The organism is Ruania halotolerans, assembly GCF_021049285.1.
Lineage (GTDB): Bacteria > Actinomycetota > Actinomycetes > Actinomycetales > Beutenbergiaceae > Ruania > Ruania halotolerans.
Genome location: NZ_CP088017.1, coordinates 2071646 through 2094415 on the forward strand (window position 1 = coordinate 2071646; position 22770 = coordinate 2094415).

The following is a 22770-nucleotide window of genomic DNA, read 5'->3' on the forward strand; positions in this document are numbered from 1 at the left end:
GCGGCGGATCGCATCCTGGCCGCCTGCAGCGTAGCGTGGCTGTGTGCGAAAGATGCGACTACTCGGAGTCCGGGTGCGGTTGAACGCCCCGGACCACGAGGTGCTCGTGATTCTGGACGAGGACTCCGGTGAGCGATCGCTCCCGATCGTGATCGGCCCGCATGAGGCGGTAGCGATCGCCACGGTGCAGGCCGGGATGCCGATGCCCCGGCCCGGGACGCACGACCTACTTGTCGCCTGCGTGGATGCTGCCGGTTCGAAGATTCGCCAGGTGGAGATCACCGAGCTGCGGGAAGGCACGTTCGTGGCCGAGGTCGTGCTCGAGAACGGCGCGCGCGTGGACTCGCGTGCATCCGACGCGATCGCTGTGGCATTGCGTGCGAGAGTCGAGGTGTGGTGCGCCGACGCAGTTCTCGACGATGCGGCTGTGGTGCTCGACGTCGATGAGGACGATCGCGAGCATGTGCACCTGGCGGGAACCTTGGCGGACGAAGAGGCCGATGCACGAGTGGCAGAGTTTCGCGAGTTTCTTGACACGATCGATCCGGAGGACTTCTCCGACCAGGACGGCGCTGAGTCGTGACATAGTCTCAACCTTCACTTGAGGGTGAGACTCGCCCGTGCGACACGCCGACACGCGAACACGTGCATGTCGTTGACCCGCACGTCTTGCACCTCTAACGTCATGGTGACGGGGTTGAGCACGACCTCGTAGGCACCGCGGAGTACAGTGGTGTGAGTCCGGTTTGAGAATGGAGAAGGCGTGAGCGGCATCGACGCACAGGCAGACGCCACCCCGGGTGTTCCGCAACGAGCCCAGGGCATGCTGTTCGGTGACACCCTGCCGGACCTGGACACCACCACGGGGTACCGCGGCCCGACCGCGTGCCGAGCCGCGGGGATCACCTACCGGCAACTCGATTACTGGGCTCGCACGGGATTGGTGGAGCCGAGCGTCCGCCCGGCGACCGGGTCGGGGACCCACCGGCTGTACAGCTTCCGCGACATCCTGGTGATCAAAGTCATCAAGCGACTCCTGGACACGGGGGTGTCGCTACAGCAGATTCGTTCGGCCGTTGAACACCTGCGCGAGCGCGGTGTGGACGATCTCGCCCAGATCACCTTGATGAGCGACGGTGCGAGCGTCTACGAGTGCACCTCGGCAGATGAGGTGTTCGACCTGGTCCAGGGCGGTCAGGGAGTCTTCGGTATCGCCGTCGGGCGTGTATGGCGTGAGGTGGAGGGCACCCTCGCCGAGTTGCCCACGGAGAAGGCGGAGGATGACGCCGACGCCGCAGCCGACGACGAGTTGGCGAAACGACGGGCTGCCCGCAAGATCGGCTGAGTTCGTCGCTTCGTTTCCCTCCTCAGCCGCTCTCTGATGGAGGTCGACGCGCCTCGATGAGGAAGCGCGTCGAGTGGCTGACGAACGCACCCTCGCGTCGGATCTGTTCATCGACGGCCCGGAGTTGACTGCGATAGGTGGTCGATGTGAAGTCCGGCACCGTCCAGAGCACCTTGCGCAGGAAGTGCACCACGGAGGCGATGTCGAAGAACTCGACACGGCAGCGTGCGGTGCGCAGGTCAACGACATCGAGCCCGACGTGAGCGGCTGCCTGCGCGGCATCCTGCGGTCTTCTGCCGACGGGCGTGGTGTCCTCGCCCATCATTGCTCGAGTCAGTTCGATGTTGGTCGCGTGACCGACCTGCTGGGAGAGGAAAGTCCCACCTGGACTGAGCACGCGAGCCACCTCAGACCACGGTGTGATCACCGGCAGGCGGGCGGTGACCAGATCGAAGGAAGCGTCGGCGAAAGGGAGAGGGCCGTCGTCGGGAGCGTGCACCACGTCGGCGCCCAGCGGCGCCAGCCGTGCACGCGCCACGTCGAGGTTCGGTGCCCAGGCCTCGGTGGCAGCAAGGCGCGGCGGGGGAGCGGCGATCTCAGCGAGGACCTCACCGCCCCCGGTCTGAAGGTCCAGCCCCGCCGAGGCGGTCGCCATGCGATCGCTCAGCATCTGCGCATACCGCCACGGTGGGCGCTCTTCAGTGGCTCGTCCTTCGAACCAGGAGAAGTCCCACCCGTCCAGGGCAACGGCGTCTCCCTCGGCGACGAGCTGGTCGAAAGTGGCTGAGGTGCTCGATGACATGCGCCAAGACTGCCGCGCGTGCCCCGTTTCGGGCGAGAGCATTTGCTGATCCGTGCTTAGGGTGGAGTATGGCGCGATACTTCGATGTGCACCCCGTGAACCCGCAGCCCCGGTCCATCCGCCAAACGGCGGAGATCATTCGTGATGGCGGCCTCGTCGCCTATCCGACGGACTCCTGTTACGCCCTCGGTGCACAACTCGGCAACCAGCAGGCCAAGGATAGGATCCTGTCCTTGCGCAAGCTCGACGATCGGCACCACTTCACCCTCGTGTGTGCGGACTTCGCTCAGCTCGGACAGTTCGTGCATGTGGACAATGCGGTATTCCGTGCCGTGAAGGCTGCGACTCCTGGCAGCTACACATTCATCCTGCCGGCCACCAAGGAAGTTCCGCGGCGGCTGCTACACCCGAAGAAGAAGACCGTCGGAGTTCGGATCCCGGACCATCCGGTGGTGCACGCCTTGTTGGCCGAGCTCAACGAGCCGCTGCTCTCCAGCACCCTGCTGCTGCCGGACCGCGAGGAACCGATGACGGATGGGTGGGAGATCAAGGAGGAACTCGATCACCTGGTCGATGCGGTGATCGATGCGGGGGAGTGCGGAGAACAGCCGACCACGGTGGTGGACCTGTCCGAAGGAGTGGCAGAGGTGGTGCGTTACGGCGCAGGTGACCCGACGCCGTTCGAGTAGCCCACCACCGGGTGGTCCTCCTCCGCTCTGGTATCGGTCGAGGGCCTGCTCGGCGACAGTCTCCAGGCAGGCCCCGTGTGCCGGGCAAGGCCGGCGCTCACCTGCACAAGGAGCTGCCCGAGAGTGACGTCCTGACGATCGCCCCACCAGGGAACGACGCCCGGCGCGTCCTCATCGCGCGAGCCAATCGTCGTGTTCGCCGGGCCGCTGCGGGCTGCTGTTGGCGCTGCGGCGTCAGCCGGCAGGGGATTCACCCGAGCCGGCGAGGGGGAGCCGCACTTCGAACCTGCTTCCCGCGCCGACGTTGGCCACACTGACCTCGCCGCGGTGCGCCCGGACGATGCCGCGGACGATGGCCAGGCCCAGGCCGGCGCCGGTGGAGCGGCCCCATACCGATGGCGGCGTTCGGGAGTCGGTACCGCGCCAGCCGGTTCGGAAAATCTCGGAGAAGTCCTCCTCTGCGATGCCACCACCGGCGTCGAGCACACTCAGGACCGCGTTGCCGTGGGAATCACTGGCAGTCTCGAGGCACACCTCAGTGCCTGTGGGGGAGTGCTGGATGGCGTTCATCAGGAGGTTCTCCACCACCCGGGTCAGTTCGCGTGGATCGCCCAGGATCACCGGTCCGGGGCCGCCGAGTGCACGGAGCCGCACGTCCCGTGCCTCGGCGATGGGGCGTAGATCTGCGACGGCATCGGAGACCAGATCGTACAGCGAGACCTCTTCGGGACTCAGGGTGAATGTGCCTGACTCGAGTGTGGAGAGTTCGAACAGGTCGTCGACCATGCTGGAGAGGTGATCGACCTGGGAGCGCATCTGCCGGTGGTATCGGGAGGGGTCGGCAGCCATCCCGTCCTCAAGGGCTTCAGCCATCACCCGCAGCCCGGCCAGTGGCGTGCGCAGGTCGTGGGAGATCCAGGCGAACAGCTCTCGGCGGGAGGCATCCGCCGAGGCGAGTTCGGCACGGGCTTCGTCGAGGCGGCGGCTCGTCGTGGCAAGGTCGTCGGCGAGCCGGGCCATTTCGGAGTGGTCACGTGGGTGGCCGGCGTGCTCGACGCGCTCCCCGGCCCCGATCGCTCGCGCCATCCGGCGTAGCTCGGCTGCCTCCCTGGCGAACAGGCGGCTCAGTACCAGGGCGAGGCCGAACGAGCTCAACGCTGCTGTCGTGGCAACGTAGAGCAGCACGGTGAGATCGTGTTCGGAGATGTACATACCCTGAGCGATTGCGACCATGGCGGCCACGACGGCAAGCATGCCGGTGGCGGCCACCACGACGATCCGCACTCCCATGGTGGCGCTTCGGGTCAGGTGCAGGGCGAGTAAGCCGAGCAGCCCGGCACCGAGGGCGCAGGCGAGCGAGACAGCGATGATGACCGCAAGGTCACCTGCCGGGATCATGCGTCCGGCTCCACATCGAGCCGATACCCCACGCCCCACACGGTGGCCAGCGTGGTCGGGTTGGCGGGATCGTCCTCGATCTTCTCTCGCAGACGGCGGACGGTCACCGTGATTGTGGACAGGTCGCCGAAGTCCCAGCCCCAGACGGCGCGCAGCAGGGCGTCGCGGCTGAATGCCTGCCGGGGGTGCTTGAGCAGGAAGGCGAGGAGGTCGAACTCCCGCGTGGACAGGGCGAGTGCGGTACCGCGCTTCTTGGCGATCCGGGCGGCTGCATCCAGGTGGAACTCGCCCAGGTCGAACGGCGCCTCGGGTGTGGTCTCGTCGATCGTGCGGCGCAGGATGGAACGGACGCGGAGCGCCAGTTCCCGTGGTGAGAATGGTTTGGTCAGGTAGTCGTCTGCTCCCGCCTCGAGGCCGTCGATCCGGTTGTCGGTAGAGCCCAAGGCCGTCAGCATGAGCACCGGAGTGTGGTGCTCGGCGCGGATTCGGCGGCACACCTCGAGGCCGTCGATCCCAGGCAGCATCCGGTCGAGGACCACCAGATCTGGTTCTCGCTTCTGCACGGCGCGGATCGCCGCGATCCCGTCGGTGGCTTGGCTGACGAGATATCCGGCCGACTCGAGGTAGGTCGTGGCCACCTCAAGCACAGTCGGGTCGTCCTCGACCACCAGCACTCGGCGGTCGGTCAAGGCGTCATCGGGATCGGACACCTTCGCAGGATAGGCGGCCCGTGCCTGTGGGGCTCCCCGGGTGGTGGCATCCGACGCTACTGTCCGTGGTTTGTCACCACCTCACCACCGCCCGAACATCACGTGGTTCGGCGGGGGAATTCCCCGTGTCGAGCTGCCTTCGGGCGCGGCAGGTGGGGGCTCATGTCCGGGGCAGGAGCCCGTGGGTCCATGCGATCACGACGGCGTTGGTCCGGTCGCGTGCGCCAAGCTTGCCGATCAGGTGCGCGACGTGTGTGCGTACGGTCTCCACACCGAGTATCAGGTGTGCGGCGATTTCGGCATTCGTCAGCCCTTCGGCGACCAGGGCGAGCACCTCGAGTTCCCGGTCGGTCAGCCGGGGTCCTCGCCAGGTCGCCCCTGAACGTGTCGTCAGTAGCATGCGAACCTGGTCCGGGAAGACCAGGCTCTGCCCATCGGCGACGGTGCGGACCGCGTTGACGACCTGGTCAGCGGTGCTGCGCTTCAACAAGAATCCCGCCGCTCCGGCGTGCAGGGCAGCTTCGACGTAGTCGTCGTGGCCGAACGTCGTCAACACCAGTACTTTCGGTGGATCTGCCTTGCGCAGCAGCAGTTCTGTGGCCCGGAGACCATCGATCCCGGGCATTCGCACGTCCATCACCACGACGTCGGGCTGAGTACGCCCAACGATCTCGATGGCTTCGGCACCGTCTCCTGCCTCGCCGACGACTTCGAGGTCGGGTTCGGCTTCCAGGATCATCCGGATGCCTTGGCGGATCAGTGGCTCATCGTCGACGAGGAGGACGGTGATCATGTCTGCTCCGATCGTGGCCGCGAGTCTGCCGGCACGGGAATCGTGGCGACCACGTGCCACTCTCGGTCAGCTCCCGCAGGGGCCGTGCCCGCCGTGGCAGATCCGCTCGGCACCGGGCCGGCCGTCACCGTACCCTCCAGGACGGCGGCACGCTCTTGCATGCCGGCTATCCCGCGGGTAGAGCGGCTGGTGCGAGGTTGACGGCCCCCAGTCGGCAGCGCATTCGTGACGCGCAGCTCGAGGACATCGGCGGTCTGGTCGATGGTGACGGTGACTGGGGCGTCACCGCCGTGGCGGTGGGCATTGGTCAGCGCCTCGGCAAGGATGTTCAGTGCGGTGTTCCACACGAGTTGAGGGACGCCCGAGTGCGTGTCGCGGAGGTCGACAGTCAGGCCGGCCGCGCGGTGCCGTTCCACGAGGTGAACCAGGTCGTCTGTTGACGGTGCCCGGACGGTACCCCGTACGGGTGGCGCATCGGGATTGCGCAGCAGTCCGAGCAGGTGGTCCAACTCGTCCTGGGCACCGCGGGAGGTCTGCTCGATGACTGCTAGGGCGGCATCGATTCGGTCGGGCTGGGAGATCACGACCCGCTGTGCGGCAGCGGCCTGGATGCTGATGATCGAGAGGGCGTGACCGATTCCATCGTGAAGCTCCCGAGCGAGGGCGGTGTGGCGGCGTTCCTCGGCGAGCCGAGTCTCGGCGAGTGCGAGCCGGTCGGCCGCCGTTGGGCCGAGCAGGAGAGGAGCCAGGCGGACGGCAGCCCATCCGCATCCGAGTGGGCCGGCGATCGCGGCGCCGAGAAGGCCGATGCCGATCAGTGCCGACAGCCAGATGGGATACTCCCAGCCGAGTGTGGCGAGCTGCGTCTCGTTCCCGAACGCAGTCCAGGTTGCGGTGAGCACGGCGCCAGGCAGGAGGCCGAACACACAGAATCCACTGATCAGGCCCGCTGCGGTCTGGAGCACCGTCCATAGAGCGGTGCCCGCCCGATGACGCGCACGCATCGGCTCCGGGACCACGAGTGGAGCCGGCACCCTGAGCAACGTGAGGGCCGCCGTCACCTGGATCTCCCTGACCCCGGGCAAAAGGCCAACGACGGCGGCCACGAGCAACGCCCCGACTGCGCCACCGAGCACGGTGGGCCGTGCGAGGCCGACCGCCGTCGAATCCTGCACGGCGATGCCGGCGACCGTACCGGTCAGGAGCGCGGCGGCGAGGCCGATCGCGGCGCCGAGCATCAACCAGGCGCCGCGCAGCAGGAAGGTCCGGATCACGGGACCATTCTTGCGGTCGGCACGGTGAGGCTGTGGGGAGCGCCCGGCGTGGCGCCGGGTTCTTTCGGCTGGTGTTCGGCGGACACGGCGCGGTGTCCGGCGTATCCCCAGACGGCGAGGGCCAACATCGGACCCCAGAACCAGACCGGCAGGATCCAGAAGTAGGCGTCGAGCGGTCCCGCCAGCGCAACCCAGCCCACTGCCGCCAGACAGACCAGTCCCGCCACGATGCCGCCGGGGACGATGGCGAACGCGGGCGGGACGATGCGCCCTCCGACCCGTGGCATCCACTCCGGGAATCGCTCACCCCACGGCCGGATCAGGCCAATCGTCAGGACCGAGCCCATCCAGGCACCGAGGGAGAGCAGCATCCCCCATGCGGTGATCGACGGGTCGCCGCTGGGGTGCGCGCCGATCGGCCAGGGAGTGAGCCAGCTGAGTCGGATCACGGCATAGGGGAGAGGGCCGAGGGCTGCCAGCACCGTGACCGGTACGCGGAATCGTACGACGAAGGCTGTGGCCGCCCGGCCCGGGGTGCTTGATCGTGCCGCGAGTGCCGCGGAGGCGACCCAGAGGCCAGTGGCCGTGAGGGTGAGGACGATGATCCAGAGAATCCCGGCACGCTCGAGCAGGGCACCGCCAGCGCTCGATACCCCACCCACGAGTGGCTCGCGGACGATGACCGCGGCGGCCACGCCGACGATCAGCAGTCCGCCGAGCGGTGCCCGGGCCCGCGGGATCCGGATCATTGCGACGATCGCCACGACCAGGGCGACGAACGGGAGTGCCAGTGCCACCAGGTAACCGGCCATCGAGAGACCGGTGAGGCCAGCGGTCGCGGTTGCCATCCCGACGGCGACTACTGGTGCGGTCGCCCGGGCGGCGCCGTCGCGATGGGGGACTATTGCGCCGATGGCCGCGACGATCGCGCCGGTCAGGGCGAGTGCGGTGAGCAACGCAGTGTAGGCAGGCAGCGACATCGCCTGACTGAGCAGGGATAGTTGGCCGTCGGCGTACGGATTCAGGTGCGGTTGGGCGAGCCAGAACAGACAGTGCCCCAGGAGGACTGTCGACGCGAGCGCTGTCACGCCGATGAGGCGGCGGGGGAGTCGTGCGGAGCTGGTCGGAGTGTTCATGGATCCAGAATCGTCGTCGAGCTCAGACCCCGGGTCCCCCACCTGGGTGATCGTTGGCGGCAGGAGAGCCCCGCCTGGGTGAGCCGGCTGTGTCGAAAGCCCTCGGAACGCTGCGCCTGCTGTGGCTCCGTCCGTCAACGCTGCCGTTCGAAGAGATCCGGGACGGCGTGAAACATCCATGCGATGTCAGACCTGGATGTGAGGATCGGGGCGTGGTTCGTTCGGCGAGGCGGCGGTGGTGACTCGCATGACGGTGGAGAGCTGGGTTGCTCGTGCAGCTATCGAACAGATGTGCTATGCTGATGCAACTGGAAGGGGTTCTTGATGGCGCAGACGACGCACTCGCGGGGGAGTGTGGTGGCGCGCGTCGAGGCCTTGGTTGCCGAGGCTCGTGAGCTGGCTGCGTTGGACCTGCTGGGTGAGGTCGATTCGGTAGAACTGCCCAGGCTGGTCAACGCGGTGGAGGAGTTGGGCAGGGTTCAGGGGGCGTTGTCGGTGAACGTGGCCCGGGCGATGGAGGCTGATGGCGGGTGGGCGTTGTCTGGAGCACGTACCTTTGCCTCGTGGTGGGCAACACGCACGGGTCACCATCAGGTGGCTGCGCGGCGTGAGGTGAAGCTCGCGCGAGATGTGCGCGACCATCTGCCTGGCGCGGGTGTGGCATTGAGTGCGGGGGAGATCAGTGGTGATCATCTGCAGGCACTGTCATCGCATGCGACGCGTACGGAGCGGCTGCGGGAGCAGTTGCGTGATGAGCAGATGGGGGAGGAGTTCCTGCTGACGCATGCGAGAGCGATGGATGCGACATCGTTCTCCAAGGTGGTGCGGGCGTGGGCGGTGGCGGCGGACCCTGAGGCCGCGGATCGCGATTGGGTGGAGGACTCGGTGGCTGAGCACATGTTCCTGTCGAAGACGATGGGTGGATGGGCGTTCCGCGGCTGGTTGGGTGATGCCAGCGGGGTCGCCTTGGACGAGGTGTTGACCGCGCGCATGGGTATTCCAGCGGCCGGGGATGAACGGCTGCCCTCGCAACGTCGGGCGGCAGCATTGTTGGACGTGGCTCGTCAGGTGTTGGATTCGGGGGAGTTGCTACCGGGGGCGCGAGTGCGTCCCCATGTGGCGGTGACGGTGCCGTTTGAGACGTTGGAGCGGTTGATCGAGGCCAGTGATCCGGCCCAGCAGGAGGGGGTGCCGGTGCCGAGCCTGGATCCCGGCCCACGCACCGGCCCTGCAGGTGTGGTGCGGGATACCCTCGATGGAGTTCTCCATGATGAGGTCGAGGTTGAGAGCGATCCGCTGGAGGGTGCGGTGATCAGCACCAGCATTGATCCCGAGGTGATGCGTGGTGCGGAGCCGGCCACGTTGGCTGATGAGACGCCTATTCCGCCGGCGTTGTTGGCGCGATTGGTGTGTGAGGGGGAGTTCCACCGGGTGATCTTCGGTCCCGAGTCGGAGATCCTCGATGCGGGCAGAGCACGCCGGTTGTTCTCCCCGGGTCAAGCACGGGCGGTGATCGCCAGGGACAGGCACTGCCAGTATCCGGGCTGCCATGCACCACCGGGCAGGGGCGAGATCCACCACTCGGTGTGGTGGTACGAACACCACGGCAACACTGATGTCAAGGATGGGGTGCTGTTGTGCTGGCATCACCATGACTGGGTCCATCAGATGAGCATCACCATCGAACGCCGTGGTGGGCGGTGGCGATTCATCAAACCCAGCGGCCTTGAAGTCTCTGCCCAAACCCAGGCGGCCTAAGCCACCTGGCACTAGAGACCGTAGTCATCGCGAACAGTAGAGTCCCAGCGCCAGTACTGGCCCCGTGTTTGCGGCGTACGCCCGGTGGCGGCGAGCAAGTCGTCCCAGGGGTCCGCGGTCCGCCGTACGCCGGGGAACAGTCGGTTGAGCGCGCGTGCGGCAATCTCTTGGTCTATCGAGAAGTCGGCGTTCTGCGCGGTCATGATGTCCCAGCCGTGCAGCGCCCCTTCGACGATGCCCATGGCCGCGAAGCCGGATGCGTCCGAAAGTCCGCTCGGGTGCCAACCGCGCCGATTCGACGGTGCCGTTGCTGTCACGGCTACCAGCAGTCCACCGAGGGCGTCCACGCATTCGGTGATGAGCAGGCTGCCGCCATCGGGTTCCGGCCAGAACATCATCGGCAGACTTCCTTCCCGTCGTGGTGGCCCTTCGTCCAGGCGGAGGTATTCATTCATGGGGGGAGTGGAGCCGGAGAGCTGGAGCGCGTAGGCACCGAAGTCGTCCAAGAGGTGAGCCGCAGTGTCGCGGCAGTCCCAGTCGAGCCCGTGGGCCGGCCTGTCCCAGGCGTCGTCGGGGATGGTGGCGAAAGCGTCCATGAGGTCGTTGACGACGGTACGCAGGTTGGCCGAGGTCGGCACAGGTGCAGTCATGGCTCACGAACCTACGGCCTCGGCGGAGTGGAAGGAACGGATTTCTGGTCCAGGGCCCCGAGCGTTGCGGCGATGAGCCCGAATCTCACGAGATACCCGCGACCTCGAGCGCGGCAAGGCGTTCCGGGTCGGACAACGCGTCGATCGCCACGATCGTGCCGTCGACGACGGTGGTGGCCTGCCGAATGCGCCGCATGTGTGACGGCGTCGATCGGGCCGTCGCCAATCGTGAGCGTGTCGCTCGAGAAGAGCCCCGTGCACGGCATTACGTTCGCCGGTGTCTAGAAGCCGAGGCAGAGCCGCTTCGACTGCAGCACGACAGACATCCCGATGTTCCGGATGTCAGCCGCGGCAAAGTTCGGTGAGCGGGCGGGATGGCTATGGTCTGTTTCGTGGCTCTCGGCTACAAGCGGGGCGGGGCCGTGGTAGGCCCAGCCACGTTGATCCCTCTGATCGCAGTACTCAGATGGCTACTGAAAGCCCTGCGTATCAACGCTCGTTGTCCTTCGGAGCAAGGAGCGGAGTCGTCGCGGGGTCAAGGGTGACGTGCGCTCGGTGCCTCGTGTAGACATGGGCTGTGGCCAGTTCAGCGACGACCCCGGGCGGCGCCATGGTCGCCGTCTTTAGCGACTCGCCAGCGGGCCGGCGATTCCTGCTGCTTCACAACAGTGAGTTCCCGGTCGGCGAGGCCGGTGACTGGGCGTGGGGCTTCCCGTCTGGGTGCCGTGAGCCGGGGGAATGCATCGATGCAACGGCGGCCCGCGAACTGGACGAGGAGACCGGGATCTCTGGTGACCTCACGCCGGTCCGCACGCATGACGTCGCTTGGGCCATCTACTACCTGCAGGTCCCATGGGGAACCTCTATCAACCTCGCGCCGGGCGAACACAACGCGTACGAGTGGGTTGACCGGGACGACGCGCTGAGCCGACTCAAGCCGGAGATGCTCGGCGATAGCTTCCAGCTAGTTCTGAAGAGCATTGGCTAGCCCTGACAGCGCATGTAGCACTCGGTCTGCTGCGTGTCCAAGATCGCGGGGGACCATGACTCAAACAACCCGCGACCTGGAGAATGACATAATGTACATTATCGGCGATACGTTGGACGTGCCGCAACCGGGATGATCGCGGGTCGTAGCTGCTCATCACTCTCTTTGAAGAAGCTGCCGGGAGGGCGCGAATCCCAGGCGCTCGTAGACGGGCACAGCCAACCTCCCAGAATGAACGGTCACCCGACTGGCCCCGAGGTGCAACGCGTGCTCCGATGCGGCTTCTACGAGGGCCGAACCGATGCGCTTTCCGCGATGCTCCGGCACCACGAACACGCTTTGGATATCTGCGGAGCGGCGATTTAGCACACCTGGCCTCGGCACCCGTGGAAGGAGCGCCACCCATGCCATGCCGACGACCTCGGACTCGCCAAGTCGAGCGAGGAACGCACGATGCGAGCCGTCGTGAACTGCCCACCACCCGGCAAGATCAACCGCGAAGGACTCAACGGTCTGCATGGCCTGTTCGTGTGGCGGAGCATGCAACCAGAGCAGGCTAGCCAAGTCCCCGAGGTCCGACCGGTCTGCAAGGCGGATCTCCATGGAGCCAGTTTAGGGATGGTTGTCCGGGTCGCCGCCACCTGACTCCAGTGACTCGCCGGTGGCGGTAGGCGCCGACGACTACGGTGGGCCAATGACCGCCGCAGACCCTTCACTCGCAACTGTCCGAGCCGAGATCGACACGCTGGACAGCCAGATCATTGATCGGATTGCGAAGCGGCAAGTCCAAGTCATTCGAGCAGGCGTACTGAAGCGCGGTCAGGCGGTTGAAACGGTGCATGCGCCAACGCGCGTAGAGGAAGTGATCGACAAGGTCCGGACACAGGCGGAATTTACTGGGGCCTCACCCGATGTCGTCGAGGCGGCATACCGAGCCATGATTGGCGCCTTCATCGCACTAGAGGTCGACGTCCATTAGGGATAGCAGGCCGTCGAACCGGAACATCGTGACCGAGTTGAACGTCGGTTCCCTCAACTTCCGGCGCGCATCGGTGACGAGACGATGAACGCGGAGTAACGTGACGGTTCCCTGAGCTTCGACATGGGAGCTGATGATGACGGTGGACGAGCGTGTCCTGACACCGACACCGGTGGCTTGGGACCGAGCGACAGAACGCGACACAGTCGTGGCTTCGAGCGTGCGCGACATGATGCCTTCCGTCATTGGTGGCGCGGCCATCATCGCCATGGATTCGATGTTCAGTCCTGCCACTGCAGTGCACCAGTGGGTACTGGTCGCCTATTCGGTGATGCTCTGGGTGCTCGTTCCCACGATCGCAGCCGCCGCTGTGGTGGCCGGAGTCTCGGCCCATCGGAAAGTGGTCATGACTCCCCTGCACTCTGCGCTCCTGTTCGGTGCGGCAGCAGCTCTGTGGATGACGTTCGGCGTCAGCAATGTCGAAGGATCGGTCTACGGCGTCGTCCTTGGCGCTGGTGCGATCGTGGCTGGCATGGTGTTCCGCCGAGGAGAGGACAGGCGCAGCGCAACCGGGCATGCGGCGATCGTGGTCGTTGCGGCGGCTATGTTGCTCAAGGTGGCCGTGCCAACGATCTCCTCGGCACTGCGGGAGGCGCTGACAGCGCTGGGAATGCTCGTCATGTGACCACCAGGGTCGCAGGCTTGTACCCGGCTGGTCGTCGATGCGGACTGAGACCTCCTCTCGCCAGCGTGCGATCGCCACCATCGATCCGTGACCACCGGGATCCTTGCCCATCGCGTGGACGGTAGCGACTACTGCGCTGCTGCAGGGACTCGATCTGGCGTGGACGCTCCGACTCCCGTGCGATGCTTCGATCATGGTTCGTCTTGGGAAGTTCGACGCTGCCGAATCCCCCGATGTTCAGATCGACGCGCTGCTAACGGACCTGGAGTATGCCGTCGCCATCCTGGAACGCGCTGGCGGCCCCGACGGGTGGATACGGTGGCTCAAGTCCGATCACGACCGGATCTGTGCACGTGACATCTACGGGCTCGATCATCTCCTGAGCGCCTTCGGTGGAATGGGCAGCTTCAACGACGTGGTCCTTCACTCGATGAATGGAAACCGTGGGTCTGACGAAGAGCTGGTACTTGCCAATGAGCACCTGAGGATCGTGCGAAGCAGAATCTGGGACCGTGCGAAGGTGCTGCTACGCGAGTACGGCTGAACCCGTGTGCTTGGCCGTCAACTCCACCGACTCGTGAGGTCCATACCCAGGACAGTCCGGGCACCGTCGTGCCCCGGATCGATGTCGTCGACGTGCACCATCCCGATCTTCTCCGCCACGCGACGTGACGCATGGTTCTCCGGGTGGATGATCGCAACCAGCTCCCCCGCTCCCAGCGCCTCCCGTGCGAAGTCGCGGCAGGCGGCCGCCGCCTCGCTGGCATAGCCCAAGCCCTGGTGCGCGCTACGCACGTGATAACCGACCTCGAGTGTGGCGACACCGTTGACGCGTTGCCACGTCAGTCCGCAGTCGCCGACGAACTCGCCCTCGAGGGTTTCCAGGACCCAGAAGCCGTAGCCGTACTCAGCGTAGTTGCGTTGGTTCCAGTCGATCCACACAGACGCTTCCGTCCGAGATTTCGGCGCCGAGTAGAACGCCATGACGGTGGGGTCCCCGGGAAGGTCCGCCATCTCGTCGAGGCCGTCGGGGGTCATCTCCCGGAAGCGCAGGCGCCTGGTGGGCGCAGGGAGCATGCTCTGCTACTCCGGCTTCATTGCGATGATCTGGATGAGGTTCCCACAGGTGTCGTCGAACACCGCGATCGTCCCAGTGCCAATGTCAGTCGGCTGCTGCGTGAATGTCACGCCCTGCTCCGTCAGCCTCGCATGCTCGGCTTCCACGTCATCGACCGTGAGCTGCAGCAACGGGATCCCATCGGTGGCCATGGCCTCGCGGTACTCCTTCACCGCCGGATGCCGGGCGGGCTCCAGCAGCAACTCAGGACCGTCGGGCTGCTCAGGTGAGGTCATTGTGAGCCAGAAGTCATCGCCCACGGGCACCTCATGCCTCTTGGTGAACCCGAGCACGTTCGTGTAGAAGTCGAGCGCAGCCACCTGGTCGTCGACGAAGATGGTGGCGAGCATGATCCTCACGGGTCAGTCCTTTCGGTCGGCCACCGTCGCGCTATCTCGGTGAGTGGCTCCGGAGTGAAGTAGTGGAACTTGGACCGGCCGCGTCGCTCGGTGGTCACCAAGCCCGCATCCTCCAAGACGCCCAGGTGCTGGGATACGGCTTGGCGGGTCAGAGTCAGACCATGTCGCATCGTCAACGTCGCGCACAGCTCGAAGAGCGTCTTCCCATCGCCCGCCGCGATCTCATCGAGCAAGATCCGCCTGGTCTCGTCAGCGAGAGCCTTGTAGACATCGGCCACACGGACACGATAGGCAAGTTTTGAGTTGCATGTCAACAGGTCTCCACTCCCCCAGAAATCTGGATGCGTTGCGCCTCCCAACAGTGCGACAGTGGCCGCATGCCCGAACCGCGGATCGCGCCGACCTTGCTCTCTGCACTCAGTTCGCCTGAGCGTGTGATGGCTTTCGCCAGCATCCTTGCCGGTGGCGATCAGCCGCCCGGCCCGACTCATCGCAAGGCGGCCGAGCGGTTGCGCGCCGCCGGGATCGACCCCACCGGAACGCCCGATGCCATCGCCGCTACGTTCGCGGCAGCGCTCGAGGAGGTGCGCACGGAGATGTCAGGTCGGCACCATCTAGTCGGCCAAGCAAGAGCACCGGAGGAACTGGCCTTCCGGCACGGCCGCCTCGTGGAAGTACCGAGCAACAGCGACCAGCTCCGCGCCCTTTTGGATTGGCTCGCCCACGACTACCTGCGCTCGGCTACCTACGAGGAACGCACCCTCAAGGTCACACTGACGCAGGTCGCCGACGATCACGCCCTGCTCCGACGCCACCTCGTGGACTTCGGCTACTTCACCCGCGATCCGCACACGGCGGTCTACGTGCGGGTGGCGCCGGCGTCGTCACCCGCCACCAGTGCCTGACCGACTGCGTCACGCCAGATGTCGGGGTGAGTGTGCCAGAAGTCGTGCGGCACGTCCGGCAGTGTCACCAACGTGGCCCGCGGCACCAGCGCCGCGATCTGGTGCAGTGGCCAGGGCGGTCGGATGTCGTCACCGGCCGCCATGATGGTCATCGGCACCGTCGAATCAGCCAGCCGCCGCCACAGGTCGGGCTCGTGGATCCACTCCGTGAACGATGTGTTCAGGGAACGCCACACGTCCACGTCGTAGGGAATCTCGGGGGACGGCTGGTCATGCTTCCGGGCTTCATAGAGCGCCGACCAGGTGCGGTCCTTGTGGAACCCGTGCCCAGCGATACCTACGACGCGACGCACGGACTCGGGATGGTCCAGCGCGTACCGGATCGCCAGGTCACTCCCCCATGAGTGCCCGACGACGTCCCAAGCCGTCAATCCTAGAGTCGTACGGATGGTCTCCAGGTCAGCGACCGCCTGCGTCATATCGTGTGCCTCTCCTCCGGACGCGCCCACGCCCCGTGGATCGGGGCACCAGCCGCGGACCCCATCGGGCACCAACGCGGGATCGGCCAGGTAGTTCACGCATCCTGGCCCACCCGAGAGCATCAGTGCCTCACGCCCGGCTCCCGCGGCGACTACGCGCAGCGCGACGCCATCAGGTGTCAGTACCGTTCGGTGTTCACGATTGGCACTCATCGGTTCCCCTCCCCACTGCGTGCGTACGCTGCACCGGATCCACCAGCACAGCGACGTTCTCGGTCATCTGCTCCACGCTCCCGCGCCCCCGCGGGAGCGATCGCGCCGCGGGATCGCCGATATCAGCGAGCAGAGCGGCGGCGATCTCCTCCCGCGGCACCAAGTACTGCCGGTCCCAGAAGTCCATCGTCGCTGGTGCTTGCGCGGGCAGCCCGACCGTCTCCTGAGCCGCCAACAACAAGTCCAGGGCGCGAGCGAGATGGGCCTGCCGTTCGCGCCACTCCCCCGCCCGCAGTACCGCCGTCAGGTGGTCGTGGATTCCGCCGACCCCTGGTAGCTCGCGGAACATGGTCCCCCGCCACTTGGGATAAGGCATCCAGCGCCGATGCAGGGTGAACCCGAGGTGCATCGCCACATCCACCAACCGCGCCGCAATCACCCGCGAGCCGAGGTCGTCGCCGACATCGCCTGCCCGGCTCATCAGTGGCATCTCCTCCTCGATCCGGATCCAATCCGTCGCCACGACGTATCGCCACACATCACCCGGATACCACTCCAGGGCCTCGCGAATCTGCGCGATCTCGCCTGTCTCGTCATGGAACACCGGACCGGCCACCACCTCCAGCACCGCCTGGCCGGTCACCGACAGCCACTCGTCCACTGACAGCCCGGCCCTGGGATCGAACCCCAACCGATCAATGGCGAATCGCGACGGGCTGGACACCTCCACGTGATGGACGGCCTCGGGATGCCCGGAGAGCGCGAACCGCGTCGGCAGGCCCAGGAACATCCCCGGCAACATCTCGGCCAGGTGCGCATCCACATCGGCGACCAACGTCTCATCCACCAGTAACGTCAGCCGCAGGCCCCAGTCATGATCGCGTGACATGGCGTCGTCCAAGCCGAGCACGTCGGATCCGCTCCCGAGCCTGCCTGCGGCATGCGGCAGTCCTGGCCACCGCTCAAGCAGCAGCGGACGCACGATCTCCTCGTAGTAGCGCCGCGCCAGGGAGCGCCCGTTCATCCGCGCGGTCTCGATCGTGGGAGCCGGAGCGTGACGTTCATGGCTCGTACGCTATCGGGCGTCGTCGTGACGGTCTCGTGGATTCTCTGGCGCCCCGACTCGGCCTCGAGGTACGCCGCCGCCACCCACGCGTAGTGTGCGAGGGATGAGCACTGCCGCGTCAGACTTAGGCACCGCCGTGCGGGAGTGGGCCCGGACATCGCACCGCGGATTGGCGCCTTCGGTGCGGCGGAACTAGAGCGGGTACTCGGTCCAGCCATCGTCCAACGCGCGCTGGTCCATCGCGCCACACTTCCTCTACAGGTGGCTGCTGCGGCTGTGATCGTCGGCAATCGGGCACTGCGCGACCACGCCCTTCGGAACTTCTCCGCTCGCGCCGAGGCGGGGACCCTCTACGATCCGGGAGGCCGGACGCCACCGGACGCACGTCCCAACCGTGCAGCCACGTCGGCGGCACGATCGCCCAGATCAGGTGGCTCCAGCACCGTGAACTCATGACCGAGGAGCGCCACGTGCAGCAGCACGAAGTCCAGGTCGTCCGACCCGGCGCGCACCTCGCAGCGCTCGCCCGGCCGTTCGATCACGACGGCGGCACTCGCCGGGATCTGCCGCCGCACGGTCTCCGCCGGTGCCTCCACGAGGAACCGCGCCTGACGCCGGTACACCCGGCTGGTCACGCCGTCCTGGACGTAGGCGGCGGCATCGGGTGCCTCCCGCGGTGTGAACCGCCATGTCCGGGCCGCCACGTCGGTCATTCGGTCCACCCGGAAGGTCCGCCAGTCGGACCGATCCAGGTCGTATGCGAACAGGTACCAACGCCGATCTGAGGTGACCAGCCGGTACGGCTCCACCCGTCGCGTAGCCCGTGCGCTATCGCTCGCACCTGCCCTAGGCGGGTACTCGAAGGCCACCTCCACGTGATCGCGGCACGCTCGGGCCAGCACCATCAACACTGCCGGATCGACCGGTGATCGCCCACCGGTGAAGGACTCCACGGCACGACTCAGCGCCTGCACCTCCTGCCGGAGCCGGGTCGGCAGCACCCGGTCAAGCTTCGTCAACGCCCCGAGCGCGGAATCGTCGGTGCCGGTCACGCCGGCACCGGCACCCGCGAGCAGCGAGACGGCGATCGCGATCGCCTCCGCATCGTCAAGCATCAGCGGCGGCAACTCCTGACCCGGTTGCAACCGGTATCCCCCACCGACCCCCTGGGCCGCCTCCACCCGGTACCCGAGCTCACGCAAGCGCTCGACGTCGCGCCGGACCGTGCGCGTCGTGACGCTCAACCGCTTCGCCAACTCCGGGCCCGTCCATACCTGCCGCTGCTGTAGCAGACCGAGCAGGCTGAGCACTCGCTCCGTAGTCCCTCGCTCCTCAGCGCTTGCGACCTCCATACCGGAGCATCTTGCCAGACATAGCGGACCCAACCTGTCCGCGATACATCCCAGACTGTTCCCATGAGATCAAACGAGCTGGACTGGAACCACCATCTCCGCGAGCAGATCGAATGGCACTGGGCGCATCACCTGCAGCCCCGCCTCGCCGACCTCACCGACGACGAGTACTTCTGGTCTCCCGTTCCGGATGCATGGAGCGTCCGGCCCCGCGGAACCTCGACCGCGCCGGTACAGGGGGGCGTGGGTGACTTCACCATCGACTTCGCGTTCCCCGAGCCCACACCGGCACCATTGACCACCATCGCGTGGCGGCTCGGGCACGTGATCGTCGGCGTCCTCGCAGCCCGGAACGCCGCACATTTCGGGGCCCCGCCTGCCTCCTACGAGTCCTGGGAGTACGCAGGCACAGGCGCGGCAGCCTTCGATCAGCTACAGACCCAGCTGGATACCTGGCTGACCGGGGTGCGCAGCCTCAGCGCCGACGACCTCACAGTGCCCGTGGGCGACAAGGAGCCCTTCCCGGAGCTACCCATGGCAGACCTGATCCTGCATATCCACCGCGAGTTGATCCATCACCTGTCCGAGGTCTGCCTGATGCGCGACCTGTACCGCCACACCCAGGGAGCACCCCAATGAGCCGCGAGTTTCAAGTGACCTTCGACGCCCACGACCCCGTGGCGCTCTCCTACTTCTGGCGCGAGGCATTGGCGGGGTACGTCCACCCCGCTCCCCCGGGCCGGGAGATTCCCGAGGGCACCGACCCGTTCAGCGTGTGGAATGAGTTCCTCGCCGAAATCGGCGTCCCCGAGTCCGAACGTCGTAGTAGCTCCGCGCTTGAGGACGCCGAGGGCAACGGGCCGCGCATCTTCTTCCAGCAGGTGCCTGAGGACAAGATCGCGAAGAACCGGATCCACCTCGACCTGCGTACCGCCCCCGGCCTCGAGGGCGACGAGCGGATGGCGGCACTGGAGGCAGAATGTGAGCGACTGGTCACGCACGGTGCTACGCGAGTGGAGCGGTTCGAGCCGGACCCGCCAATGAGCGGCGGATTCATCGTCATGACCGACCCGGAAGGTAACGAGTTCTGCCTCGACTGAACGAGAATCACGGCCCCCAGCGCACCGCGTCGCTGCAGAAGGACGTCCCGACGGCGTCCCCCTCCAGACATGCGCCGTCCACCAGTTCGCGCTCCCCCAGCGCCTCGTCGAGCACGACCGTCATCGGCACTGCCGGATTCCCTTGACAGTTCGCTGCGTCGAGTTCGAGCGGCTCCACGTCCACGGTCACCACCACCCGGTCGTCCTCGTAGGCCACCTGCGCCGGAAGTGGCTCGCCTGTGAACCCGGAGGCACAGTCCAGTCGGATGACCCCGATTGTCAGCACCCGATCCGGTGGATCGACGGCACCGGGGTCGGTGAGTTCCCACACCGCAGCGTCGCCGGAGCTGCTGCCACCCCCTGCCGCGGTGCTGGTGCCAGCACATCCGGACAGGACGAGCAAACCGATGGCTCCTAGTGCCCCAAGAGGCGCGCCATGCTCGCCTCCTCGCGCAGGACGTCGCACCGTTGTCATCACGTTGACCGCCTCTCTCCTAGACGATCTATGTTCCGGCGGAACCGATCGTTACGCCGTCGAGGCGATCGAGGTGTGGAATCAGGTGCTCGCGGCGGCCACATACTCCGCGAGGTGCTGCGCAGTCAGCGTCTCCTTGCCGGCCACCAACTCGGCCGGCGTGCCTTCGAAGACCACGCGGCCGCCGTCGTGCCCTGCGCCCGGACCCAGATCGATGATCCAGTCCGCATGCGCCATCACGGCCTGGTGGTGCTCGATCACGATCACCGACTTGCCCGAATCCACCAGGCGGTCCAGCAGGCCCAGCAATTGCTCGACGTCGGCCAGGTGCAACCCGGTGGTCGGCTCATCGAGGATGTACGTGGTGCCGCTCTTGGCGCCCATATGGGTCGCAAGCTTGAGCCGCTGCCGCTCTCCCCCGCTCAGGGTCGTCAACGGCTGCCCCACCTTGAGGTACCCGAGCCCGACGTCAGCCATCCGCTGCAAGATCGTGTGGGCCGCGGCCACCTTGGCGGCGTCGGAGCGGAAGAACTCCTCCGCCTGCGCCACGGACATCTCCAGCACCTCACTGATGTCCTTGCCGCCATCGGCCTTCGCCCCACCGAGGGTGTACTCCAGCACCGCGGCCTGGAACCGCTTGCCCTCGCACTCTTCGCATGGCGATTCCACTGTGTCCATGAAGCCCAACTCGGTGTAGATCACCCCGGCGCCCTTGCACGCCGGGCAGGCGCCCTCGGAGTTGGCGGAGAACAACGCGGGCTTGACGCCGTTGGCCTTGGCGAACGCCTTCCGGATCGGATCCAACAGTCCGGTGTAGGTGGCCGGGTTGGATCGCCGGGATCCCTTGATGGCGCCTTGGTCGATCGCCACCACGCCATCGAGCGGCGCCACGGACCCGTGGATCAAGGAGCTCTTTCCGGACCCGGCCACACCAGTGACCACCACCAGCACGCCTGTCGGGATGTCCACGTCTACGCCCTGCAGGTTGTGTGAGGCAGCACCGCGCACCTCGATCACACCGGACGGCGATCGCACTTCGTCCTTGACGTGTACCCGATCATCGAGGTGGGTCCCCGTGAGAGTGCCACTCTTGCGCAGGCCCTCGATGGACCCTTCGAAGACGATCTGGCCACCCTCACTGCCAGCTCGCGGCCCAATATCGACCACATGGTCGGCGATCGCGATGGCCTCCGGCTTGTGCTCGACCACGAGCACGGTGTTGCCCTTGTCCCGCAGCCGCACCAATAGGTCATTCATCCGAGCGATGTCGTGCGGGTGCAAGCCGATCGTTGGCTCGTCGAACACATAGGTGACATCCGTCAGGGAGGAGCCGAGGTGCCGGATCATCTTGGTTCGCTGCGCCTCACCACCGGAGAGCGTTCCGGCAGGACGGTCGAGAGAGAGGTAACCGAGCCCGATCTCCACGAACGAGTCCAGCAAGGCACCGAGACTGCCGAGCAGGGGTGCCGCTGATGGTTTGTCGAGATGTCCGATCCACGCGGCAAGATCGGTGATCTGCATCGCGCACGCCTCGGCGATGTTCACCCCATCGATCCTGGAGGACCGGGCGGTCTCGTTCAGTCGCGTGCCGTCACAGTCCGGGCAGATTCCGAACACGATGGCCCGCTCCACAAAGGCCCGGATGTGTGGCTGCATCGCCTCCACGTCCTTGGCGAGCATCGACTTCTGAATCTTCGGGATCAGCCCCTCGTAGGTCACGTTGATGCCGTCGACCTTGATCTTCGTCGGCGGCTTGTACAGGAGCGCGTCGCGCTCCTTCGTGGTGAAATCCTTGATCGGCTTGTCCGGATCGAAGAAGCCACAGCCGCGGAAGATCCGCCCGTACCAGCCGTCCATGGTGTATCCAGGGATGGTCAGTGCGCTGTCGTTGAGCGATTTGGTCTCGTCGTAGAGCTGACTCAGGTCGAAGTCGCTCACCGAGCCGCGCCCTTCGCACCGCGCACACATCCCGCCCTGGATGGCGAAGTCGCGGCGCTCTCTGATCTTCTCTCCACCGCGCTCGATCTCCACCGCTCCGGCGCCGCTGAGTGAGGCCACATTGAAGCTGAATGCCTGCGCTGACCCGATGTGTGGATCCCCCAGCCGGGAGAACAGGATCCGCAACATCGCGTTCGCGTCCGTGGCGGTGCCGACCGTCGAGCGCGGGTTGGCCCCCATCCGCTCCTGATCCACGATGATCGCGGTGGTGAGTCCGTCGAGCAGGTCCACCTCCGGCCGGTTCAACGTGGGCATGAACCCCTGCACGAACGCGCTGTACGTCTCGTTGATCATCCGCTGCGATTCGGCCGCGATGGTGCCGAACACGAGTGAACTCTTGCCCGAGCCGGACACACCGGTGAACACGGTGAGGCGACGCTTCGGTATCTCGACGGAAATGTCCTGGAGATTGTTCACCCGGGCGCCCTGCACCCGGATCAGATCATGGGTGTCGGCCGGGTGCGGCTGGGCAGAAGTGGCCATCGGTGCGGTGTGCTCC

Annotated in this window: 27 protein-coding genes; 11 read left to right on the top strand and 16 right to left on the bottom strand. The window is 66.3% G+C overall.

Translation table 11 applies throughout. The features are described 5' to 3' along the window. Positions 1-52 precede the first annotated feature (52 nt). Both LQF10_RS09150 and LQF10_RS09155 read left to right on the top strand, forming a co-directional pair. Positions 53-583 carry a bifunctional nuclease family protein gene (locus LQF10_RS09150; protein ID WP_231067292.1) on the top strand — a complete coding sequence of 177 codons (531 nt, stop codon included), beginning with the start codon at positions 53-55 and terminating at the stop codon, positions 581-583. A 240-nt stretch (positions 584-823) separates the two neighbouring features. Further along, positions 824-1345: a MerR family transcriptional regulator gene (locus LQF10_RS09155; protein WP_231067293.1), complete on the top strand. Its 522-nt coding sequence runs from the start codon at positions 824-826 to the stop codon at positions 1343-1345. 22 nt (positions 1346-1367) lie between these two features. Here the strand turns inward: LQF10_RS09155 and LQF10_RS09160 are convergent, their stop codons facing one another. Beyond that, positions 1368-2147, bottom strand: coding sequence for a class I SAM-dependent methyltransferase (locus tag LQF10_RS09160; protein ID WP_231067161.1), 780 nt, complete (start codon positions 2145-2147; stop codon positions 1368-1370). A gap of 68 nt (positions 2148-2215) precedes the next feature. Here LQF10_RS09160 and LQF10_RS09165 point away from each other — a divergent pair, with 68 nt between their 5' ends. Continuing rightward, positions 2216-2836, top strand: coding sequence for an L-threonylcarbamoyladenylate synthase (locus LQF10_RS09165; protein WP_231067162.1), 621 nt, complete (start codon positions 2216-2218; stop codon positions 2834-2836). Positions 2837-3070: 234 nt separating this feature from the next. Here LQF10_RS09165 and LQF10_RS09170 read toward each other — a convergent pair whose 3' ends face one another. From LQF10_RS09170 to LQF10_RS09190, 5 genes are all read right to left on the bottom strand, one after another. Next, complete coding sequence (locus LQF10_RS09170) at positions 3071-4234, bottom strand: sensor histidine kinase (protein ID WP_231067163.1); 1164 nt, start codon at positions 4232-4234, stop codon at positions 3071-3073. Next, a complete protein-coding gene (locus LQF10_RS09175; protein ID WP_231067164.1) occupies positions 4231-4944 on the bottom strand; it encodes a response regulator transcription factor in 714 nt (237 codons plus the stop codon). The genes LQF10_RS09170 and LQF10_RS09175 overlap by 4 nt, the downstream gene beginning before the upstream one ends. 160 nt (positions 4945-5104) lie before the next feature. Further along, on the bottom strand, positions 5105-5737 hold the full coding sequence (locus LQF10_RS09180; RefSeq protein ID WP_231067165.1) for a response regulator transcription factor: 633 nt from the start codon (positions 5735-5737) through the stop codon (positions 5105-5107). Then, on the bottom strand, positions 5734-7011 hold the full coding sequence (locus tag LQF10_RS09185; protein ID WP_231067166.1) for a sensor histidine kinase: 1278 nt from the start codon (positions 7009-7011) through the stop codon (positions 5734-5736). Before LQF10_RS09185 ends, LQF10_RS09180 begins: the two co-directional genes overlap by 4 nt. After that, complete coding sequence (locus LQF10_RS09190) at positions 7008-8147, bottom strand: hypothetical protein (RefSeq protein ID WP_231067167.1); 1140 nt, start codon at positions 8145-8147, stop codon at positions 7008-7010. The genes LQF10_RS09185 and LQF10_RS09190 overlap by 4 nt, the downstream gene beginning before the upstream one ends. 324 nt (positions 8148-8471) lie before the next feature. Between LQF10_RS09190 and LQF10_RS09195 the strand changes: the two genes are divergently transcribed. Next, positions 8472-9905, top strand: a complete 1434-nt coding sequence (locus LQF10_RS09195; RefSeq protein ID WP_231067168.1) for an HNH endonuclease signature motif containing protein — start codon at positions 8472-8474, stop codon at positions 9903-9905. 11 nt (positions 9906-9916) lie between these two features. Here LQF10_RS09195 and LQF10_RS09200 read toward each other — a convergent pair whose 3' ends face one another. Continuing rightward, entirely contained in the window at positions 9917-10555 is a 639-nt protein-coding gene (locus tag LQF10_RS09200) for a maleylpyruvate isomerase N-terminal domain-containing protein (RefSeq protein ID WP_231067169.1), read from the bottom strand. Between the two features lie 577 nt (positions 10556-11132). Between LQF10_RS09200 and LQF10_RS09205 the strand changes: the two genes are divergently transcribed. Further along, positions 11133-11543, top strand: a complete 411-nt coding sequence (locus LQF10_RS09205) for an NUDIX domain-containing protein (RefSeq protein ID WP_231067170.1) — start codon at positions 11133-11135, stop codon at positions 11541-11543. 156 nt (positions 11544-11699) lie between these two features. Here the strand turns inward: LQF10_RS09205 and LQF10_RS19480 are convergent, their stop codons facing one another. After that, positions 11700-12146, bottom strand: coding sequence for a GNAT family N-acetyltransferase (locus tag LQF10_RS19480; protein ID WP_354002641.1), 447 nt, complete (start codon positions 12144-12146; stop codon positions 11700-11702). Positions 12147-12237: 91 nt separating this feature from the next. On the opposite strand from LQF10_RS19480, the gene LQF10_RS09210 reads away from it, so the two are divergent. The 3 genes from LQF10_RS09210 to LQF10_RS09220 all read left to right on the top strand — a co-directional run bounded on the left by LQF10_RS09210 (position 12238) and on the right by LQF10_RS09220 (position 13751). Next, positions 12238-12522: a chorismate mutase gene (locus LQF10_RS09210; protein ID WP_231067171.1), complete on the top strand. Its 285-nt coding sequence runs from the start codon at positions 12238-12240 to the stop codon at positions 12520-12522. 229 nt (positions 12523-12751) lie between these two features. Continuing rightward, positions 12752-13207: a hypothetical protein gene (locus tag LQF10_RS09215; RefSeq protein WP_231067172.1), complete on the top strand. Its 456-nt coding sequence runs from the start codon at positions 12752-12754 to the stop codon at positions 13205-13207. A 193-nt stretch (positions 13208-13400) separates the two neighbouring features. Then, complete coding sequence (locus tag LQF10_RS09220) at positions 13401-13751, top strand: DUF6966 domain-containing protein (protein ID WP_231067173.1); 351 nt, start codon at positions 13401-13403, stop codon at positions 13749-13751. Positions 13752-13768: 17 nt separating this feature from the next. Here the strand turns inward: LQF10_RS09220 and LQF10_RS09225 are convergent, their stop codons facing one another. From LQF10_RS09225 to LQF10_RS09235, 3 genes are read right to left on the bottom strand one after another with little or no spacing between them, the layout of a single operon-like run. Continuing rightward, positions 13769-14284, bottom strand: coding sequence for a GNAT family N-acetyltransferase (locus LQF10_RS09225; RefSeq protein WP_231067174.1), 516 nt, complete (start codon positions 14282-14284; stop codon positions 13769-13771). A gap of 6 nt (positions 14285-14290) precedes the next feature. Continuing rightward, complete coding sequence (locus LQF10_RS09230; protein ID WP_354002646.1) at positions 14291-14674, bottom strand: VOC family protein; 384 nt, start codon at positions 14672-14674, stop codon at positions 14291-14293. A gap of 5 nt (positions 14675-14679) precedes the next feature. After that, a complete protein-coding gene (locus tag LQF10_RS09235; protein WP_231067176.1) occupies positions 14680-14961 on the bottom strand; it encodes an ArsR/SmtB family transcription factor in 282 nt (93 codons plus the stop codon). 99 nt (positions 14962-15060) lie between these two features. On the opposite strand from LQF10_RS09235, the gene LQF10_RS09240 reads away from it, so the two are divergent. After that, complete coding sequence (locus LQF10_RS09240; RefSeq protein ID WP_231067177.1) at positions 15061-15588, top strand: DUF2087 domain-containing protein; 528 nt, start codon at positions 15061-15063, stop codon at positions 15586-15588. Here the strand turns inward: LQF10_RS09240 and LQF10_RS09245 are convergent. From LQF10_RS09245 to LQF10_RS09255, 3 genes are all read right to left on the bottom strand, one after another. Next, complete coding sequence (locus LQF10_RS09245; protein WP_231067178.1) at positions 15543-16280, bottom strand: alpha/beta fold hydrolase; 738 nt, start codon at positions 16278-16280, stop codon at positions 15543-15545. The two genes, LQF10_RS09240 and LQF10_RS09245, sit on opposite strands and share 46 nt — an antisense overlap. Beyond that, positions 16264-17304: a DUF4037 domain-containing protein gene (locus LQF10_RS09250; RefSeq protein WP_231067179.1), complete on the bottom strand. Its 1041-nt coding sequence runs from the start codon at positions 17302-17304 to the stop codon at positions 16264-16266. The genes LQF10_RS09245 and LQF10_RS09250 overlap by 17 nt, the downstream gene beginning before the upstream one ends. 392 nt (positions 17305-17696) lie before the next feature. Continuing rightward, positions 17697-18698 carry a helix-turn-helix transcriptional regulator gene (locus LQF10_RS09255; protein ID WP_231067180.1) on the bottom strand — a complete coding sequence of 334 codons (1002 nt, stop codon included), beginning with the start codon at positions 18696-18698 and terminating at the stop codon, positions 17697-17699. Between the two features lie 63 nt (positions 18699-18761). Between LQF10_RS09255 and LQF10_RS09260 the strand changes: the two genes are divergently transcribed. Further along, complete coding sequence (locus tag LQF10_RS09260) at positions 18762-19337, top strand: DinB family protein (RefSeq protein WP_231067181.1); 576 nt, start codon at positions 18762-18764, stop codon at positions 19335-19337. Beyond that, positions 19334-19798: a VOC family protein gene (locus LQF10_RS09265; protein ID WP_231067182.1), complete on the top strand. Its 465-nt coding sequence runs from the start codon at positions 19334-19336 to the stop codon at positions 19796-19798. Before LQF10_RS09260 ends, LQF10_RS09265 begins: the two co-directional genes overlap by 4 nt. Before the next feature lie 7 nt (positions 19799-19805). On the opposite strand, the gene LQF10_RS09270 is transcribed toward LQF10_RS09265, so the two are convergent. Together LQF10_RS09270 and LQF10_RS09275 are read right to left on the bottom strand one after the other, a co-directional pair. Then, positions 19806-20201 (bottom strand): hypothetical protein, encoded by a 396-nt coding sequence (locus LQF10_RS09270; protein WP_231067183.1) that lies wholly within the window; start codon positions 20199-20201, stop codon positions 19806-19808. A 153-nt stretch (positions 20202-20354) separates the two neighbouring features. After that, the gene (locus LQF10_RS09275; RefSeq protein ID WP_231067184.1) at positions 20355-22754 is read right to left on the bottom strand and encodes an ATP-binding cassette domain-containing protein; all 2400 of its coding nucleotides are present in this window, start codon (positions 22752-22754) and stop codon (positions 20355-20357) included. Positions 22755-22770: the final 16 nt, after the last annotated feature.

Bases quoted from the DNA above. Each gene is read 5' to 3' on its own strand.
- LQF10_RS09150 (WP_231067292.1), top strand. From the start codon at position 53: ATGCGACTACTCGGAGTCCGGGTGCGGTTGAACGCCCCGGACCACGAG.
- LQF10_RS09155 (WP_231067293.1), top strand. From the start codon at position 824: ATGCTGTTCGGTGACACCCTGCCGGACCTGGACACCACCACGGGGTAC.
- LQF10_RS09160 (WP_231067161.1), bottom strand. From the start codon at position 2,147: ATGTCATCGAGCACCTCAGCCACTTTCGACCAGCTCGTCGCCGAGGGA.
- LQF10_RS09165 (WP_231067162.1), top strand. From the start codon at position 2,216: ATGGCGCGATACTTCGATGTGCACCCCGTGAACCCGCAGCCCCGGTCC.
- LQF10_RS09170 (WP_231067163.1), bottom strand. From the start codon at position 4,234: ATGATCCCGGCAGGTGACCTTGCGGTCATCATCGCTGTCTCGCTCGCC.
- LQF10_RS09180 (WP_231067165.1), bottom strand. From the start codon at position 5,737: ATGATCACCGTCCTCCTCGTCGACGATGAGCCACTGATCCGCCAAGGC.
- LQF10_RS09190 (WP_231067167.1), bottom strand. From the start codon at position 8,147: ATGAACACTCCGACCAGCTCCGCACGACTCCCCCGCCGCCTCATCGGC.
- LQF10_RS09195 (WP_231067168.1), top strand. From the start codon at position 8,472: ATGGCGCAGACGACGCACTCGCGGGGGAGTGTGGTGGCGCGCGTCGAG.
- LQF10_RS09200 (WP_231067169.1), bottom strand. From the start codon at position 10,555: ATGACTGCACCTGTGCCGACCTCGGCCAACCTGCGTACCGTCGTCAAC.
- LQF10_RS19480 (WP_354002641.1), bottom strand. From the start codon at position 12,146: ATGGAGATCCGCCTTGCAGACCGGTCGGACCTCGGGGACTTGGCTAGC.
- LQF10_RS09210 (WP_231067171.1), top strand. From the start codon at position 12,238: ATGACCGCCGCAGACCCTTCACTCGCAACTGTCCGAGCCGAGATCGAC.
- LQF10_RS09215 (WP_231067172.1), top strand. From the start codon at position 12,752: ATGATGCCTTCCGTCATTGGTGGCGCGGCCATCATCGCCATGGATTCG.
- LQF10_RS09220 (WP_231067173.1), top strand. From the start codon at position 13,401: ATGGTTCGTCTTGGGAAGTTCGACGCTGCCGAATCCCCCGATGTTCAG.
- LQF10_RS09225 (WP_231067174.1), bottom strand. From the start codon at position 14,284: ATGCTCCCTGCGCCCACCAGGCGCCTGCGCTTCCGGGAGATGACCCCC.
- LQF10_RS09230 (WP_354002646.1), bottom strand. From the start codon at position 14,674: ATGCTCGCCACCATCTTCGTCGACGACCAGGTGGCTGCGCTCGACTTC.
- LQF10_RS09240 (WP_231067177.1), top strand. From the start codon at position 15,061: ATGCCCGAACCGCGGATCGCGCCGACCTTGCTCTCTGCACTCAGTTCG.
- LQF10_RS09245 (WP_231067178.1), bottom strand. From the start codon at position 16,280: ATGAGTGCCAATCGTGAACACCGAACGGTACTGACACCTGATGGCGTC.
- LQF10_RS09250 (WP_231067179.1), bottom strand. From the start codon at position 17,304: ATGAACGGGCGCTCCCTGGCGCGGCGCTACTACGAGGAGATCGTGCGT.
- LQF10_RS09255 (WP_231067180.1), bottom strand. From the start codon at position 18,698: ATGGAGGTCGCAAGCGCTGAGGAGCGAGGGACTACGGAGCGAGTGCTC.
- LQF10_RS09260 (WP_231067181.1), top strand. From the start codon at position 18,762: ATGAGATCAAACGAGCTGGACTGGAACCACCATCTCCGCGAGCAGATC.
- LQF10_RS09265 (WP_231067182.1), top strand. From the start codon at position 19,334: ATGAGCCGCGAGTTTCAAGTGACCTTCGACGCCCACGACCCCGTGGCG.
- LQF10_RS09275 (WP_231067184.1), bottom strand. From the start codon at position 22,754: ATGGCCACTTCTGCCCAGCCGCACCCGGCCGACACCCATGATCTGATC.